Source organism: Candidatus Palauibacter australiensis, from assembly GCA_026705295.1.
Taxonomy (GTDB): Bacteria; Gemmatimonadota; Gemmatimonadetes; order Palauibacterales; family Palauibacteraceae; genus Palauibacter; species Palauibacter australiensis.
In genome coordinates this window covers 26,472-43,316 of sequence record JAPPBA010000146.1, presented here as the reverse complement: position 1 = coordinate 43,316, position 16,845 = coordinate 26,472, and the positions used below count along the sequence as shown (strand labels likewise).

General features: G+C 69.8%; 11 protein-coding genes and 1 pseudogene. 5 read left to right on the top strand and 7 right to left on the bottom strand.

From position 1 onward, the window contains the following. Positions 1 to 12 precede the first annotated feature (12 nt). Positions 13 to 714: pseudogene (gene rph / locus OXN85_12075) on the top strand (ribonuclease PH). Between the two features lie 1,285 nt (positions 715 to 1,999). On the opposite strand, the gene OXN85_12070 reads toward rph, so the two are convergent. Genes OXN85_12070 through OXN85_12055 form a run of 4 tightly spaced genes read right to left on the bottom strand, consistent with a single transcriptional unit; the run spans position 2,000 to position 8,025 of the window. After that, positions 2,000 to 2,659, bottom strand: a complete 660-nt coding sequence (locus tag OXN85_12070) for a peptidylprolyl isomerase (protein MCY3600693.1) — start codon at positions 2,657 to 2,659, stop codon at positions 2,000 to 2,002. 41 nt (positions 2,660 to 2,700) lie between these two features. Further along, the gene (locus OXN85_12065) at positions 2,701 to 4,617 is read right to left on the bottom strand and encodes a S9 family peptidase (protein ID MCY3600692.1); all 1,917 of its coding nucleotides are present in this window, start codon (positions 4,615 to 4,617) and stop codon (positions 2,701 to 2,703) included. Positions 4,618 to 4,666: 49 nt separating this feature from the next. Continuing rightward, a complete protein-coding gene (locus tag OXN85_12060) occupies positions 4,667 to 6,520 on the bottom strand; it encodes a DUF885 family protein (GenBank protein MCY3600691.1) in 1,854 nt (617 codons plus the stop codon). Beyond that, positions 6,517 to 8,025 (bottom strand): serine hydrolase, encoded by a 1,509-nt coding sequence (locus tag OXN85_12055; protein ID MCY3600690.1) that lies wholly within the window; start codon positions 8,023 to 8,025, stop codon positions 6,517 to 6,519. The genes OXN85_12060 and OXN85_12055 overlap by 4 nt, the downstream gene beginning before the upstream one ends. A gap of 119 nt (positions 8,026 to 8,144) precedes the next feature. Here OXN85_12055 and OXN85_12050 point away from each other — a divergent pair, with 119 nt between their 5' ends. The 4 genes from OXN85_12050 (at position 8,145) to OXN85_12035 (ending at position 12,547) form a co-directional block, all read left to right on the top strand. Next, entirely contained in the window at positions 8,145 to 9,365 is a 1,221-nt protein-coding gene (locus OXN85_12050; GenBank protein ID MCY3600689.1) for a hypothetical protein, read from the top strand. Beyond that, positions 9,362 to 10,933 carry a hypothetical protein gene (locus OXN85_12045; protein ID MCY3600688.1) on the top strand — a complete coding sequence of 524 codons (1,572 nt, stop codon included), beginning with the start codon at positions 9,362 to 9,364 and terminating at the stop codon, positions 10,931 to 10,933. Before OXN85_12050 ends, OXN85_12045 begins: the two co-directional genes overlap by 4 nt. Before the next feature lie 19 nt (positions 10,934 to 10,952). Beyond that, positions 10,953 to 11,624: an adenine nucleotide alpha hydrolase gene (locus tag OXN85_12040; GenBank protein ID MCY3600687.1), complete on the top strand. Its 672-nt coding sequence runs from the start codon at positions 10,953 to 10,955 to the stop codon at positions 11,622 to 11,624. A gap of 80 nt (positions 11,625 to 11,704) precedes the next feature. Beyond that, a complete protein-coding gene (locus OXN85_12035) occupies positions 11,705 to 12,547 on the top strand; it encodes a zinc metalloprotease HtpX (GenBank protein ID MCY3600686.1) in 843 nt (280 codons plus the stop codon). Between the two features lie 54 nt (positions 12,548 to 12,601). Here OXN85_12035 and OXN85_12030 read toward each other — a convergent pair whose 3' ends face one another. From OXN85_12030 to OXN85_12020, 3 genes are all read right to left on the bottom strand, one after another. Then, positions 12,602 to 14,359 carry a carboxypeptidase regulatory-like domain-containing protein gene (locus tag OXN85_12030; GenBank protein MCY3600685.1) on the bottom strand — a complete coding sequence of 586 codons (1,758 nt, stop codon included), beginning with the start codon at positions 14,357 to 14,359 and terminating at the stop codon, positions 12,602 to 12,604. A 136-nt stretch (positions 14,360 to 14,495) separates the two neighbouring features. Continuing rightward, the gene (locus OXN85_12025) at positions 14,496 to 15,029 is read right to left on the bottom strand and encodes an 8-oxo-dGTP diphosphatase (protein MCY3600684.1); all 534 of its coding nucleotides are present in this window, start codon (positions 15,027 to 15,029) and stop codon (positions 14,496 to 14,498) included. 50 nt (positions 15,030 to 15,079) lie between these two features. Continuing rightward, on the bottom strand, positions 15,080 to 16,840 hold the full coding sequence (locus OXN85_12020) for an amidohydrolase (GenBank protein ID MCY3600683.1): 1,761 nt from the start codon (positions 16,838 to 16,840) through the stop codon (positions 15,080 to 15,082). Positions 16,841 to 16,845 lie beyond the last annotated feature (5 nt).

Sequence of the window (16,845 nt, the reverse complement as noted above, 5' to 3'; positions counted from 1 at the left end):
CGAGGCTGCCCCATGCCGGCACGTCCACACGGGCGGGCGCTGGACGCCCTGCGACCCACGACCCTGGAGACGGGAACCGCCCCCTTCGCCGAGGGATCGTGCACGATCACGATGGGGATGACGCGCGTGCTTTGCACGGCCTCGGTCGAGGAGAGCGTCCCGCCGTGGCGTGAGGGCCGGGGCGGCTGGGTCACCGGCGAGTACGCCATGCTGCCCCGGGCCACGACCGAACGAACCCGCCGCGAGCGCCGGGGAGCCCGGGGTCGCACGCAGGAGATCCAGCGCCTCATCGGACGTTCGCTGCGGGCGGCCGTCGATCTCGCGGCGCTCGGCGAGCGGACCGTGACCGTGGACTGCGACGTCCTCGTCGCCGACGGCGGCACCCGCACCGCCTCGATCACGGGAGCGTGCGTGGCGCTCGAGATGGCCTTCCAGCACCTGGTCGCCGAAGGCGCGATCGAAGCCAGCCCGCTCCGCCAGTGGGTCGCCGCGATCAGCGCCGGCATGGTGGACGGCGAGGCGAGGCTCGACCTGGAATACGTGGAGGACGCGGCCGCCGACGTCGACTTCAACTTCGTCCACCTCGAGGACGGCCGCCTCGTCGAGGTGCAGGGAACGGCGGAAGGAGCCCCCTTCACCCGCGCCGAACTCGACGACCTCCTCCGCCTGGGCGCCGCGGGAGCCGCGGCGTTGCTTCGGATGCAACAGAAAGCCGCTGTTCAGTTCGGCCGGCGCCGGCACCTGAACGAGGTATTCGAGGACTTCGATGCCCGCGGCGTGGATCTGCGAATGTCGGAAAACCTGACTCGCGAGGAGCTGTACGACCGTGACGGATCGAGGACGGAAGCCGAAAAGGGACGTCGGCGCGATACGTCGCACGAGGCGGAGTAGCCGTGCGTTTCCTTGCGGCCCGCACGCCGGGGTGCGACGCCGTTCTCTCCGTCAGCGGCGCACAGGCGGCGTTACCTCTACGATCAGATCACCATGCACCGGCAATCCGCCCGGATCTGTCGCGGTGATCGTGATCCGTGCGAAGCCGGTTCGGGTACCCCGTACGTCGATCCTGCTCGCGGAGGCGACGGAGACAGCGACTTCACCGATTGGCGCGGGTGTACCCCCTCTGAAACTTGCGATCAGGACGGGACCGCCCCGCCTGGCGGCGTACGCCAGCGCATCTCCCTCTGGATCCAGGAAATACGGCGAAACATCGAGGGCAAACCCAATGCCCTAGGGGATGACTTTCCGAGACGACAACCCTTGAAACGCAGGAGCCGAATTGAGACGAGCGGCGGGTGGATCCACCACGACCGTGAACTCCTGCGTTGCCAAGCCGGCCTCGGTGATCGCGCTCACGTTGACGAGCGCCGAGCCCAGATCTACGCCGTCAATGGCAAGCGTATCCCCCGAGACCGAAACCTCCACGCTACCGGGCGAGGACGAAGTGGCCACGAACCTTGCCTGGAACGGATACGCCTCAAAGTGGGCGCCCAAATGCACCGCCGCACTCTGGCCACGCAGAACCTGTAAAGAAGGGATCGCAGCGGTCGATCGCGGCGGCACAGGGTAGCCTGGCGGGACTAGTCCCGGGAGACTCCCCGTTTCTCCGGAGTCGAACGTGTGCTGCGCCGTCAAGCCGCTCGGGTCGGTGGCCGTGACGGTCACAGCTGCGGTACGCCATCTCAGTGCCCGCACTTCCACAAAACCATCGACAACCCTCACGCGCAGTATTTCGGGATCGCCCGGTGTGGCAGTGAACGTAAGAGAATCCCCATCGGGATCGTCGAAATACGGCCAGACAGCTACGTCCGGTGACGGTGCATAGCGCCAGTTTCTGTATGCTGGGGGAATTTTACCCAGTGCGACCGGGGCTCGGTTGGGGACCAGGAAAGGGGCCACCGTGTCCACCAGTTCACACCCCGCAAGAGACGTACAAGCGGCGATGATCGCCGCGGCCACGGCTCGGAATCGCAAGGAGCCGGGCACCCTCCGAACGACTCGCCTAACGCCGAAGAGCTCGGAGCAGCCGGTCGAGGAGGGGGTATTCGCGGTCGAGGTAGGTGTTGCCTTCGGCGACGATGCGGCTCTGGTCGCCTCGGCGCAGGCCGCCGCCGGAGTTCTCTCCGTAGCCGGAGTAGAGCGCATCCACGACCTCCATCCCGCTGATGACCTCGCCAAAGGGCGCGAAGCCCGTCGAGTCGAGGCGCACGTTGTCCACAAGGTTGATATACACCTGGGTGGCGCGAGTTCCGGGGTCGGTGAAGGCGAAGGCGATGCGGCCGCGGGTGTTGGAGGCGACGACGGGGTCGTCGGGAATGTAGGCGTTCATCCACTGGGCGGTGATGGCGGGGTCGCCGGCCAGCCCCCACTGGACGATGAAGTCGGGGACGACTCGGTGGAAGCGGGCGTCGTCGTAGTAGCCGGATTCGACGAGGGTGAGGAACCGCTCGGCTCCCAGCGGCGCCCACTCGCGGTGCACGGCGATGACGAACTCGCCCTGGCTCGTCTCGACAACCACTTCGAGCGGGCCGGCCTCGGTCGCGGCTCGGGCAGCGATGGCATCGGCCCCGACGTCGGTGGACGGGACGGGCTCGACGCGCTCGCAGCCCGACACGAGGATCGTCGAGGCAAGGAGCTGCGTGGCGCGGGCGCGGGGCCTCACGCCCGGCTACCGTCCGCTCCGACAGGGGGCGTCGTCATTCGTCACCTCAGGAACTGCTCGAAGAAGTCGCGCATGTCGAGGAGCATCTGGCGGCGGTTCGCCTTCCCGTACACGTAGTAGTTCTCGTTGGGATACGTCTTGTACTGGAACGGCTTGTAGTAGTTCTCCAGCGCCCGCGCGAAGATCTCGGACTGGTCGGAACCGGGATAGCGGCCCACCCCGTGGATGAGGAGGATGGGCGTGGAGACGTCAGCCACGTTCGAGATCGACGAACTGTGGCTCCACACCTCCTCGCTCGTCTCGAAGGGCCCCAGTTCGTGGTCCAGCAGCTTGATGTGCCGGAGCTCGTTCTCCCCGTGGTAGAAGTGGACCCAATCCGTGTAGCCGGAGCCCGGGATCGCGGCGCGGAAGGCGTCCGGCGCGAAGGCCACGGCGTACATGCTCATCACCCCGCCGTAGCTCGTCCCCGTGATCCCGATCCGCTCCGGGTCGACCTCCGGGAGCGCCCGCAGGTGGTCGGCGCCCGCGACGACGTCCTCCAGGTCGCAGTGCCCCCAGCAGCCGTTGTTCGCATCGGCGAACGCCTTCCCGTAACCGGAGCTCCCGCGGATGTTGGGCAGGAGCACGACGTACCCGCGCTGGACGAAGAACTGCACATGCTGCTGGAAGGTGTCGTGGAACTGCGACGTGGGTCCCCCGTGGATCCACATCACGCCGGGAAGGCCGTCCCCGGCCGCGGCGCCCGGCGGCCGGTAGAGATAGGCCGGGATCGAGTATCCGTCCGTGCTCTCGTAGCGGATCTTCTCCGGCGCGACGAGCCGGGCGCCGTAGTTGCCGGCGGGCATGGACGAGGTGAGTTGCCGGCTGCTCCCGTCCTCGAGCGACACGACGTACAGGTCGCGCGGGCTCAGCAGGTCCTCCTGGAGGTACGCGATCGCCTGGCCATCGGGAGACCACGAGGGGCTCGACGCGACGCCGGCCTTCGGCGACACGAGCACCCGCGGCTCGCCCCCGTCCGCCGACACCACGCGCAGGTCGTGGTGTCCGTTGTGGTTCTCCGTGTAGGCGATCCAGCGCCCGTCGGGGGACCACGCGGCCGCGCTCTGGTCGGCCTCGGCCGGCGCGACCGGGCGCGGGTCTCCCCCATCCCGCGGCGCGAGCCAGTAGTTGATCCAGCCGCTCCGGTGAGAGCGAAAGAGGATCGAGCCTCCGTCCGGGGAGACGCTCGGGTAGCCGAAGGTCGCTCCGGCGCCGTAGTCGAAGAAATCGCGATCCTCGATCACCGTGCGCGGGTCGCCGCCCATGGCGTCGACCTCGATCACGTCGTGGTCCTCCCACGCGTCATCGAGGCGGACGTAGAGGATGTGGCGTGAATCCGGCGTCCAGGTGGGGAAGACCTCGTAGCGCTTGTCCTCGGTGATGCGGTCCACGCGCCGGGTCGCGACGTCCACCTTCCAGATGTCGTAGTTGCCGAAGCGGTCGCCGGCGAAGACGATCGAGCGCTCGTCGGGGGACCAGCTCATCGAGTTGATCCGCGCCCCGAGATCGGTGAGTTGGACGTCCGCACCGTCGCGCGCCGACCAGAGCCATATCTCCGGCGCACCGCTCTTGTCCGACACATAGGAGATCCACGTTCCGGCTGGCGACCAGGCCGGCATCTGCGAGCTGAGGAAGTGGCCGGAGCCGCCCATGTCCACCGGCACCCGGGTGGGGAAGCCGCCTTCGGGCGACAGGGTCATGAGCCCGCCGGTCAGCCCCGACTCGAACAGGATCGCCGAGCCGTCCGGCGACCAGGCGGGCGCGCCCCCGACGACGGACTCGATGGACAGGAGCTGGTCGATCGAGAGCGCGCCGCCGTCGCCACCATGCTGCGCCTGAAGCTCGCCCCCGCCGCCGACCGCGGCGCTCAGAGCGAGGAGGATGCCGGGAATCGGCGTCATATGCGGGTCGCGAGCCATGTGTCGTCCTTTCAGCGCGTCGGTACGCGGTCTCCTGCGAGTTCAGCCGCTACGGGGTCTGGCGCCGCGAGGTCGGGCCGGGCGAGGCCGACTCCTCCGACGTTATGCGGCGGAGCGGGTCGCCCTCGAAGCGCCACTCCGACTCGAAGTCCTTCGGCGGCGCCTCGTCGAGCAGGCGCGCGCGCACCATCTCGACCGGCATCCGGCCGCCCCGGAGGATCGCGTCGTGGAAGGCGCGGTTCGTCATCTCCCCCGACTGTACGAGTTGTTCGTGGAGGGACCGGAACTGCAGCCCGCCGATCATGTAAGCGACCTGGTAAAGCGGCGAGTAGGAGCCGTTGAAGCTGCGGCGCACCTCCGCCTCGGCGTTCGCGCGCTCGTGCCCCACCCGGTCGACGAGGAAGTCGATCGCCTCCTGCGGGGTCATACGCTCAAGGTGGAAGGAGAGGGAGAAGATGATCCGGGCCGTGCGATGCATGCGCCAGAACAGCATGCCGATGCGGTCCTCGGGGGTCGTCGGGAAGCCGAGGTCCCAGAGCAGCATCTCCCAGTAGAGCGCCCACCCCTCGCCCCAGAACGGGGTCGAGAACGCACCGCGGTGCGAGTTGAAGCGGCTCGTCATGAACCCCTGCAGGTGGTGTCCGGGGATGAGTTCGTGATGCACGGTCGCGCGGGAGAAGTGTTCGTTGTTCCCCCGCATGCTCATGAGCTTGTACTCGTGCTCCATCCCGTCGGTGGGGAAGGAGACCTGGATCACCTCCCCGCCGAGGAAGAAGGGCGACACCTTCTGGCGCTCCGGGGACATCATCTCGATGCGCCAGATCTCGTCGGCGAGCGGCGGGACGGTGAGGAGGTCGCGCTCGGTGACGAAGGCGAGCGCCTCGTCGGCGAGTTCCCGGATCATCTGCGGCTGGTCGCCGGGGGCGCGGTGCAGCGTCTTCACGTACTCCAGCGCCGCCCGCCAGTCGTCCCCGTAGCCGAGTTCGCGCGAGGCCTCGATCATCCGCGCCTCGCACCAGGCATATTCCCGCTCCGCGATCGCGATGAGCTCCTCGGGCGTGTAGGGGATCATCTCGTGGCGCAGGTCCGCGGCGAGACCCTCCGCCCCGATCGGGTCGCCGACGATGGGTTCGTCCTCGCCCGCCCGGTAGCCGATCACCGACTCGCGCAGGAAGGTCGCGTAACCGTCCAGCGCGGTCTTCGCGCGGGCGTACGGGTCCTCGTTCCACCAGGTGAAGACGGGGTCGTAGCCGGCGTAGTGCTCGTACCAGTCCTCGAGCAGCCGCGTGCGCTCGGCGAGCGCCGTGACCGCCCGGAGCGCGACGATCCGGGACACGTCTTCCCCGCTCTCAAGCCGGGCCTCGACCTCGGCGCGGGCGGCTTCAATCTCGGACGGCAGTTCCGCGAGACGCGCCGCGGCAGCCTCCGACTCCACCGGCTCGCGACGCCGTCGGCGCTCCTCCAGTTCCACGATGAGCGAGGTGAAGGAGATGAACCCGTCCATCTCGGTGGCGAGCCCCGCCTCGCGCGTCAGGAGGTTGAGCCGATAGCGCAGTTCGTTGAGGAGGAGGACGTAGTCCACCCGCCCCTCGAGGGAGAGAGACTCGAAGTCGAGCGCCTCGACCCGCCGCCGCCAGTCCGAGAAGAAGTCGCGGAAGCGCGCGTTGCGCTCGGGGGAGTAGGGGACGTTCCAGCGCCGGCCGAGCGCGGTCCGGTCAGTGCTGTAGCGCTCCACGACCGCCGCGAGTTCGCTCGTCTGCGCGCCGATGAGCGGTGCCAGATCCTGTGCCGCGGCCGGGCGGGCGGGCGCCGTGACGAGCCCGGTGAGGACGAGGATCGGCCCGGCGACGAAAGCGACGAGAGTGCCGCGAGCGCGGCGGGCGACAGTTCGATGCGCGTTCATGGGCCCACCCTCCGCAGGACGAAGTGTCCCGAGACGACGTCCATCCGAAGTTCATTGAAGGAGGCTCCGGCTCCGGCGCCTTCGGAACTCTCTCCGCGGATGAAGCGGTAGCGGGTCCGCCCATCGGCGAACTCGTCGCCGCCCAGCCACGAGAGGGTGGCCGGGCCGCCTCCCGTGTTTACCGTCAGTTGCCCGTCCTCGGCGGCCACTGTCGCGGTGATGCGCTGGCCTCGGGCCGGGCCTTCGTAGCGGCCCGCGTACGGTGCGGGATCGCCCTCGAAGGGCGCCACGGCGGGCTCCGCCGGTTCGCCCAGCACCACGTTCTCGACCTGGCCCGCGATCCCGCCCGACGAGGCGCCTCCGGCCGTGTTGATGAGCACGGCGATGGACAGGTCTTCGGACGGCACGTAGCGGAGGTCGGACACGTAGCCGAAGATCCCGCCGCCGTGCCCGATCCGCGGGGTCCCGTCCCGGTCCGTGACCGCGAGACCCTTCGCGTAGCGCAGGTTCGTGCCGTCGAGCAGGGGCTCCGGCGTGATCATCAGCCGGTAGCTCTCGGGACTCAGGATCTCGCCGCCCCCGCCGTCTCCGTGGAGGGCCTGATTCCAGGCGACGAGATCGCGCACCGTGGAGCAGAGCGATCCCGCGGCGTAGGGCCACTGGTGGTCCAGGTACGGGGCCGGGTGCAGCCCGTCGTCGCGCGGCTCGTACCCCTTCGCGCGGTTGGGCGTGAGTTCGTCCTTGTGGCAGTAGCGGGAGTGTTCCATCCCGGCCGCAGCGAAGAGACGCTCCTCGACGAAGTCCTCGTAGCTCATGCCGCTCGCCGCCTCGATGACGAGTCCGGCGAGGAAGTACGCCGAGTTGTTGTACGTCATCGCCGTGCCGGGCTCGAACTCGAACGGCTCGGCGGCGAAGAGCGTGACGAGCGTGTCCCGCGGCAGGTCGAGGGGAGCGAGTTCGACCCAGAGATGCTCCATCTCGGTGTAGCCCTTGATGCCCGAGGTGTGGTCGAGGAGTCGCCGGACGGTGACGGTACGGTCCCCGATGGGGTAGTCGGGGAGCCACCGCGTGAGCGGGTCGTCGAGGGAGAGCTTCCCTTCCTCCTGCAGGAGGAGAACGGCCGCCGCCGTGAACTGCTTGGTCACGGATCCGACCTCGTAAACGGCGTCCGGCGGCGTGAGCACGCCGAGTTCGAGGTCGGCGTGACCGAACTCCTCGATCAGGAGCGTGTCCGTCCCGCGTACGACCGCGATCGACATGCCGGCAGTCCGACCGGCCTCGATGGGGGCCGTGGCGATGGCGTGGATCGCGTCGATCTGGTCCGGCGCAAGGGAGGCAGGGGAGGCATCGGACGCGGCGGGGTCCGACGCCGCGTCCGGCGCGGCGCAGCCGGCGACCCCGAGCGAGAGGGCCGCGATGAGCGCGATCGCGGCGGCCGGGACCGCGACGCGAAGGCCGCTTCCGGGAAAGCCCGGGCGCACGCGGCACAATCTGCGTGATCTCACGTTGAATCTCCTGCATCTCGGTTGAACCAGACCTATCTTCGGGCGGCGGATCGGATGTGTCGATAGCCCGCGGCTCGGCAAGCAGCCCGCTGCGGGAGGAAGGAATTCGGGGGAACGCGATGGAATCGACGGTAGCACCGGCCTCGGTCTTCACGGAGCGCGAGGCGGCGGCGGAGTCGGCCGACAGCATCCCGTGGTATCTGAGCGCGGTCCTGTTCGCGTCGGCGGCCGTGATCGTGGGCATCACGTGGGACATCTCCTGGCACCGGACCGTCGGGCGGGACACGCTCTTCACGCCCGCGCACCTGCTGGTGTACGCGGGCGGGCTGGCGGCGGGGCTGTCGTGCGGGTGGCTCGCGCTGAAGACGACGTTTTCCGGGACGGATCGGGAAGTCGGGCGTTCCGTGCGGTTGTGGGGGTTCCGGGCGCCGCTCGGGGCCTGGGTGGCGATCTGGGGCGCGATCGCCATGCTCGCGTCCGCGCCGCTCGACGACTGGTGGCACAACGCGTACGGGCTCGACGTCGAGATCCTGAGTCCGCCCCACGTGGTCCTGGCGCTGGGGATCTACGCGATCCAGGTGGGCGCCCTCCTGATGGCGCTGTCATGGCACAACCGCGCCTCGGAGACGGGTCGGCGCAAGCTCGCGTGGGCGTACGTGTTCAGCGCCGCGATGCTGATCCTGTCGCTCTCCGTGCTGCTCATGGAGTACACGTTCCCGAACCAGATGCACGGGGCGACGTTCCACCTCATCATGGCCGCGCTCTTCCCCCTCCTCCTCTTCGCCATCGGCCGCGCCGGGCAGATGCGCTGGCCCGCGACGTGCGCGACGCTGCTCTACACGGGCGTCTCGCTGGCGATGATGTGGGTGCTGCCGCTCTTCCCGGCGGAGCCGATGCTGGCGCCGATCCTGCGCCCGGTCACCCACATGGTGGCACCCGAGTTCCCGCTCCTCCTGTTCGCGCCCGCGATCGTGATCGACCTGCTGCTGCTGCGGCATTCGGCCCCGGGCGAGGCGCCCGAGCGGGCCTCGGCGGACTGGCGGATCGCGGCCGTAGGCGGCGTCGCCTTCGTGGCGATCCTGGGCGCGATCCAGTGGGTGTTCGCCGACTTCATGCTCTCCGACGGGGCGCGGAACTATTTCTTCCAGGGGAACACGTGGGGCTACACGGCTGCGCCCGGGAACTGGGAGAACGTGTTCTGGCACGGAGGCCCGTTCCTCGGGGGCGAGTTCTCGGCCTCGCGCTTCCTGTCCGTGGCGTGGTGGGCGCTGCCGATCGCGTTCGTCTCGGCCCGCTCGGGCCTGTGGCTGGGGAACTGGTGGCTGCGCGTCCGCCGGTGAGACGCGGCCGGGCCGTCCGACCGACGCGCGGAGGGGCCGCCCGGCTGACGCGCGCGGCGGCGTTCGTGGTCGGGCTCTACGTCGTGGCGACGGGGCATGTCGGGAGCAACAACGTGTTCTTCTCCGGCGAGGCGGGTCCCTACCCCGTCTCCGTCGTCATCCGTCCCCCCGAGGTCATCCCGGGGCTGGCGGAGATCTCCGTCCGCGTGTCGGGTGGCGGGGCGGGCCGCGTGACCGTGCGCCCCGTTCGCTGGGACGCGGCCCCGGAAGGCGGTGCGCCACCGCCCGACGAGGCCGTGCCCGTGGCGGGGGACCCCGAACTGTACGCCGCCGAACTGTGGCTCATGACGGTGGGTGCCTACCGGGTGGAGGTCGCGGTGGAGGGAAGCCGCGGGAGCGGCGAGGTCTCGGTGCCGGTGACGTCCGTCATGCTCGGCGTGCGCGACCTCCCGCCGGGGCTCGGGTGGATCCTCGCCGCGCTGGGGCTTCTCCTCGTCGCCGGCGTCGTCTCGATCACGGGGGCCGCGGTGCGCGAGAGCCAGATGCCGGCGGGGGAGACGGCGGGCTCCCGGCAGCGGCGTCACGCCCGGATCGCCATGGCCCTGACTGCCGTTGGGATGGCGGGCCTCCTCTACCTGGGGAACGCGTGGTGGGAGGCGGTCGACCGGGACGTGCGCAGCGGGATCTTCGAACGCCTTGAGGTGGAGGGCGCGATCGTGCGCGACGGCGGGACGGCCGCGCTGGAGATCACGATCACGGATCCCGCCTGGGGGGGCCGGAACTGGAGCCCGCTCGTGCCGGACCACGGCAAGCTGATGCACCTGTTCGTGGTCGGCGCGCCGGGCATGGACGCGTTCGCGCACGTGCACCCCGTCCCCGTGGACTCATCCACCTTCCGCGTCCCGTGGCCGGATCTGCCGCCGGGCGAGTACCGGATCTACGGCGACATCGTCCAGGAGTCCGGCTTCGCGCAGACGGTCGTCGACACGATCACGGTCGACGCGGCCGCGCTGGCGGTTTCGGAGGGAGACGTGGTCCCCGGGGAGGCCGTTGCCGCCCCCGCCGCCCCCGAAGCACAGGACTTGCGGTCAGGGGCGCCGACGAGCCTGTCGCGCGACCCGGACGACTCGGCGTGGACGGGCGTTCCGGTCGCCCTCTCCGGGCCGGGTTCGGAGACACGGCTCGACGACGGTTCGATCCTCGAATGGCAGGGGAACCAGGAACTTCGCGTCGACGAGGAGACGGTCCTCGCATTCAGGCTCTGGGATCCCGACGAGAAGCCGGCCGAACTGGAGCCCTACATGGGGATGCTCAGCCACGCCGCGCTCACGCGGGACGACGGCGCGGTGTTCGTCCACCTGCACCCCGCAGGCACCATCTCGATGGGGTCGCTCTCGGTGCTCGCGCCCGCCGGATCGCCGATGGCGGGTGGCGGGACGGATTCTCCCACCGGCGTCGTCGAGTTTCCGTTCGCGTTCCCGCAGCCCGGCGAGTACACGGTCTGGGTTCAGGTGAAACGCGAGGGCCGCGTCCTGACCGGGGCGTTCCGGGCGACGGTCCTGGAGTGACCGCTGGAGTAAGCGTCGGGTGAGGGAACGCATCGCGATGTGCTTCAGCGGCGGCAAGGACAGCGCCCTGGCCCTGCACGCGCTCCAGCAGTCCGGCACCTGTCGGGTCGAGTCCCTGATCACGACCGTGACCGACGCCTACGACCGGGTGAGCATGCACGGCGTGCGGCGGGCGCTCGTGCGGGATCAGGCAGCGGCCATCGGCATCCCGCTGGTGGAGGTCGTCGTCCCCCCGCAGTCCTCCAACGAGATCTACGAACGCGCCATGGGCGAGGCCTTCGGTCGACTCCACGAGGACGGCATCCGTCGCGTGGCCTTCGGAGACATCTTCCTGGAGGATCTACGCGAGTATCGCGAACGGCAGCTCGCCGACGCCGGGATGGAATGTCTGTTCCCGATCTGGAAGCAACCTACCGCCGCGCTCGCGCGTTCCTTCATCCGGGATGGGTTCGAGGCCGTTGCGGTGTGCATCAACCCGGCGGTGCTGGACGCCTCCTTCGCGGGCCGCGCCTTCGACGCGTCGTTCATCGCCGATCTTCCGGAGGGGGTAGACCCATGCGGGGAGAACGGAGAGTTCCATACGTTCGTCTGGGACGGCCCGATCCTGCCCCGGCCGATCCCGGTCGTGCGCGGCGAGGTCGTGGAACGGGATGGTTTCGTCTTCTGCGACCTGATCGCGGCGGCAGCGTGACCCACCCGGAGCTTGAGGTGTAGCAGTACGGCGAGCGACGGATGAGTCGGTCCGGAACGTGAGATAGAGAGGGTTCACGGATGTTTAGAGTTTTCGGCCTCATGGTGGGCCTGACGGTTCTCCTGGTGTTCGCCGGCCAGATGCTGTTCGGGCAGCAGGGCGCCGTCCTTTTCCTGGTGCTGTCCGGGGCCATGAACTTCGGGATGTACTGGTTCAGCGACCGGGTGGTCCTGCGCATGTACCGGGCGCAGGTCGTCGACCGGTCGCAGGCGCCGGACCTCTACGACCGGGTAGAGCGTTTGCGGAAGCGGGCGGGCCTGCCGGCGCCCGTCGTGGCTGTCTCGCCGCAGCCGCAGCCGAACGCATTCGCCACGGGCCGTAACCCGGAGCACGCCGTGGTCTGCTTCACTCAGGGGATCCTGCGGGCGCTCCCGCCCCGGGAACTGGACGGCGTGATCGCGCACGAACTCGCCCACATCAAGCACCGGCACATGCTCGTCGGCACGGTGGCGGCCACGATGGCGGGCGCCATCGCCATGATCGCCTCGATCGCCCGCTGGGGCTTCATCTTCGGCGGGGGCCGCGACGACGGCGACAACCCGCTCGGCATGCTCGTCATGGCCATCGTCGCCCCGCTGGCCGCTGTCATCATCCAGATGGCGATCAGCCGCCGCAACGAGTTTCAGGCCGACCGCACCGGGGGCGAGATCACGGGCGACCCCATGGGTCTGGCCGGCGCGCTGAAACGCCTGGAGTCCGGCGCCCGACGTATCCCGATGGACGTGAACCCGGCCGGCGCCTCGCTCGCGATCGTGAACCCCTTCGCCGGACGCCGGCGCGGCCTCACCTCCCTGTTCACCACCCACCCCCCCACCGATGAGCGGGTCGCCGCCCTGCGGGCTCAAGCTACGGATAGACCGTAGGCGATCCGGGCATCCGCGTTGAACGGCGCCAACCGTCCCGGGTCGCGGTCGGGGCTATCCGCTCCAGATGACGATCGCGCCGCAGCGGTCGGCTGGAGCGGTGAACTCGCCGGGCAGGGAGACGGACCTTAGGTAGACCTCGATGGCGGCGACCTCGTGCGGAGCCGCCAAATCGTCCACGCCGCCCCGCTCGAAGTCCCAGGCGCGGCCATCCATGACCAGGGCGCCGTTCAGGTAGACGGACATGTGGGCACATCTCCGCGCCCGTCGCGAGACGGGGCGGCAGGTCTGTCGCGGGCAGAGTTCGCGCAGGCCGTCCACCTCGGTGAGGAGGTCCGTGAGGCGGGTGGGGGCGAGGGCCCGAATCCGCTCCGGTGTGAAGAAGTGTCCGCGGCCGCGCGTCGCGCTCTCCCGCCTGCGCTCATAGAAACCGACCTCCATGAGAAGCGGGTGCCGCCGCTCGGCCACGATCCGCCGCCCCGCCACGGGCGAGACGGAGTCGGGTGCGGGAGGTGGCGCGGGGTCGAGTTCGACGCGGACATCCACCGTCGAACCGGAGTGGACCGGGATCGTGTCCGCGGCGACACCGGCGTCGGGGTGGGATACGACGAGCCGGTAGTCCCCGGGGACCAGGTCCGGGATCGCGAAGAGGCCGTGCTCGTCGCTCGTTGTCGGATACCCGGCCTCCGCGGGCGGGGCACGGTCGCCGGGGGCCGGCGCGGCGTCAGCCGTCGCAAGCCTGATCTCGGCCCCCGGCACGGGTTCGCCTCGCTGGAGATCGAAGACGCGGCCGGCAACATGGCCGTGACGAGCGATGGGGACCACCAGATCCCGCGTCACGGCGGCCGTATCGGCCGTCACGGGGGCGGTCTCGCCCGCCACCGGCGCCAGTTCGCCGCTGAGGCCGGCGAACCTGGCCCAGATGCTCACGTTCATCCGCGGATCGAGGTCGCAGAAGCGGAAGCGGCCATTGTCGTCGGCGGTCGTCTCCTTCTCGCGCCGCCGGCCGCCCGGTTCCGTGATCCAGGCCGTCACGGTCGCGCGGGGCAGGAGAATGCCGGTCAGCGCATCCGTGACCGTCCCCTCCACCACGAGCGGCGTCCGTTCCGTTGTGGGGCCGGGCTCGCAGAGAACGATCCGCCGCTCTTCAAGCTCGGCCGCGGTCAGCCACTGTCGCGTCCAGACGATGACCGTGGGGCAGAACGGATTCTCGCCCGCCGCGCGTATCAGTGGCTCGAGGCCTGGCACCTTGTGCGGCTCGCCGTGGACCTCGACGCCTCCCAGTCGGTGATGGGCGAGCCCGGTCATGAGGCCAACGCGGTCCCGGCGGCCATCGATGATGATCTGTGGAGCGCACCCCAAGACGTTGACCCGGTTCATGGCGAAAATGCGCTCGCTCATGTTTCGCCAGCCGACGATCAGAGGGTCACCCCCGCGGCGGATGTCCTCGGGATCGTAGAATCTGCCGAGGCCATGCGCCCGGCGCTCGTAGAAACCGACCTGCTCCAGGTACGATGGCCTCCACTCGACGTTGACCTCGAGCGGGGCGACTTCGATCGCGGCTGGTTCGATGCGGATCTCCAGCGAGAGCGTGCCGTCGGGCGCCTCGACCTCGGTCGTCCGCGTACCGTAGCCGATGTGCCGGATCTCGAACGTGTGCAAGCCGGCGGGGACGACGAGATGGAACGCTCCGTCCGTGGTGGTGAGCGTCGAGATGCCCAGCGCGGGGATGGAGACGAGCGCCGTCGAGATGGGGGCTCCGGTGCCGGCGTCCAGGAGGCGTCCCGCGATCTCTACCGGCTGCTGCGCCACGGCGCTCCGAGGGAGAGCCAATGCCGCCAGCGCGAGCGCGGCGAGCGCGCCAACGGCCGGGCGACGTGAAACAGTCGGGGTCGGATTCATCTCCTGTGAAGACTCGGTATCCCGGCGCGGGGTCACAGCGCGTGCTTCAGCGGGACTCCCAGGGTAGGCGCTCGGGGTCGGAGAAGAGGACTACGCGGCAGTGCACCATGTCGTCGCCCTGGAAACGCGCGTAGGCCTCGAAGGGGCGGTCCTCGATGACGTAGGGCAGCCAGTGGCGGTCGTCCTCCCACATCCGGTCGTACGGGATATCGTCGACGGACGTCCACATGGGGATCGCTTCGCTGGTCTCGACCGGCTCTCCTTCGAGGGCGTCCGCCCGGAACACGTGGATCAGGATCGACATGCCGCTGAGCACCTCGAACGCCACCTCGCCGACCTTCCGGGGCGCCACGGGCCGCGCGCGCAGTTCCTCCTGAAACTCCCGCATCGCCGCCTCCAGCGTGCTCTCGCCGGGGTCGACCTTGCCTCCGGCCCCGTTCAGCTTGCCGGCGCCGAGTCCGCGCTTCTTGTGGATGAGGAGGATTTCACCTCCCCGCACGATGAAGAGGAGCGTCGCGTGAAGGTCCGGCCGCCAACCCTCCGGGATGGGGCTTTCCATCGCGAGTGGTCGAGGTCGCATTCGTTGTCCTTTCCACGGCGGGACCGCCGCCGCACCGCCTGGAGCGCGCGTCACGGTGCGCGGAGGGCGGCGCGGTCGAAGACGACTTCGCCGTTGAAGACGGTCATCTCGCACGACATGTCGCGCAGTTCGGGCGTCGGGACGGTGAGCGGGTCGCGGTCCCAGATCGCAAGATCCGCGTACTTGCCGGGTTCGATCGTCCCGACTTTCTCCTCCAGGAACATCTGGTGCGCGGCCCAGGTCGTGAACGAGCGCAGCGCCGTCTCGACGTCGACGGACTCGGCGGCGCCGTAAGGATCGCTCCCGTAGACGCCGAGCAGCGGCTGGCGGGCGACGGAGGCCCACACGCCGTAGCGCGCCGGGTAGGGGGTGACGAAGAAGTCGGAGCCGCTCGCCCAGATCATGCCCCGGTCCCGGTAGGAGCGGAACGGGTTCAGCCGCAGGGTTCGCTCCGGCCCGAAGTTCCCGGCGTAGGTGTCGCCGATCCACCACGTGAAGGTGGGGGACGGCTCCGGGTAGCCGGCCTGCCATTCCCGCTGGAGTTCGGCCATCGCGTCCAGGGCCCGGTCCGTGGGGATGTTGGAGTGGATGATGCCGTGCCGGAGTCCGCGGGTGGGGGTGGCCTCGAGCGCTTCGATGAAGCCGTCGACGGTCCAGTCGATCGCGCGGTCGCCGATGGAGTGGATCGAGACGTGGAGCCCGGCGTCGTGATAGGCCCGGAAGCGGCGGCGCAGTTCGTCGGGGTCCATCGTCGGATAGCCGCGGTTGCCCGCGTCGGTCTCCGTGCGGTCCCGGTTCCAGTCCTGGTACAGCCACGCGGTGCGGGCGCCGCCGCTGCCGTCGCTGTACAGCTTGACGCCGCCGGGGATGAGCCGGTCATCCCCCGTCGACTCCCAGGGCCGAGTGAAGGTCGCGAGGCTGTCGGCGTAGGCGCGGACCTCGTCCAGCGTCCCGTCGCGGCCGGACCACAGGACGAAGATGCGGACCGTGAGGTCGCCATCGGCCAGCACATCGCGGTAGGCCTCCCACCCGCGGCGGCCGATTCCCGGCTCCTTGCCGCCCGTCATGCACTCGGCGTTGAAGGCGTCGGCGAGCGCGCGGATCCCTTCGCGCTGCTCCCCGGGTCCGAGCGGCGGGATGAGCCGGGTCACGAGCCCCATGGCGGATTCCTTCAGGACGCCGGTCGGCTGCCCGGCGGCATCGCGGTCGATCGTGCCGCCGGGCGGATCGGGGGTGTCCGCCGTGATGCCGGCCATGTCGAGGGCGAGGGAGTTGGCCACGCCGTAGTGGCCCATGGTGTGCGCCAGCCACACGGGCTGCCCCGCGGCGACGGCGTCGAGGTCGGAGGCGTAGATGTAGCGCAACTCCTCGAGCTTCCCCTCGTCCCAACCGCCGCCGCGCACCCACTCGCCCTCGAACAGCCGGCCGGCCCGCTCCGCGACCAGGCCCTGTACGTCCGCGATGTTCTCCACGTTCGGATAGCTGAGGTCGAGGCGGTACAGGCGGTTCGCGCCGCCGTTCGCGAAGTGGACGTGCGCGTCCATGAGCCCCGGCGTCATCGCGCGCCCGGCGAGGTCGATGCGGCGGGTCTCCGGGCCCGCGAGCGCCTCGACCGCCACCGTAGACCCGACAGCGATCACGCGTTCGCCCCGAACCGCGACGGCTTCGGCGACGCGGCTCTCCGCGTCGAGCGTGATCACGAGTCCGTCCACGAGGATCAGGTCGGCCGGGTCGGCCGACGGCGACTGTCCGCACGCGGCAAGCACGATGCCCGCCAACACGACGCCAAGTGGGTTCGATCGGGCCATCATTGGGC

Coding starts and splice junctions, on each gene's coding strand:
- OXN85_12020 (MCY3600683.1), bottom strand. CDS start 16,840: ATGATGGCCCGATCGAACCCACTTGGCGTCGTGTTGGCGGGCATCGTG.
- OXN85_12035 (MCY3600686.1), top strand. CDS start 11,705: ATGTTTAGAGTTTTCGGCCTCATGGTGGGCCTGACGGTTCTCCTGGTG.
- OXN85_12050 (MCY3600689.1), top strand. CDS start 8,145: ATGGAATCGACGGTAGCACCGGCCTCGGTCTTCACGGAGCGCGAGGCG.
- OXN85_12025 (MCY3600684.1), bottom strand. CDS start 15,029: ATGCGACCTCGACCACTCGCGATGGAAAGCCCCATCCCGGAGGGTTGG.
- OXN85_12060 (MCY3600691.1), bottom strand. CDS start 6,520: ATGAACGCGCATCGAACTGTCGCCCGCCGCGCTCGCGGCACTCTCGTC.
- OXN85_12065 (MCY3600692.1), bottom strand. CDS start 4,617: ATGGCTCGCGACCCGCATATGACGCCGATTCCCGGCATCCTCCTCGCT.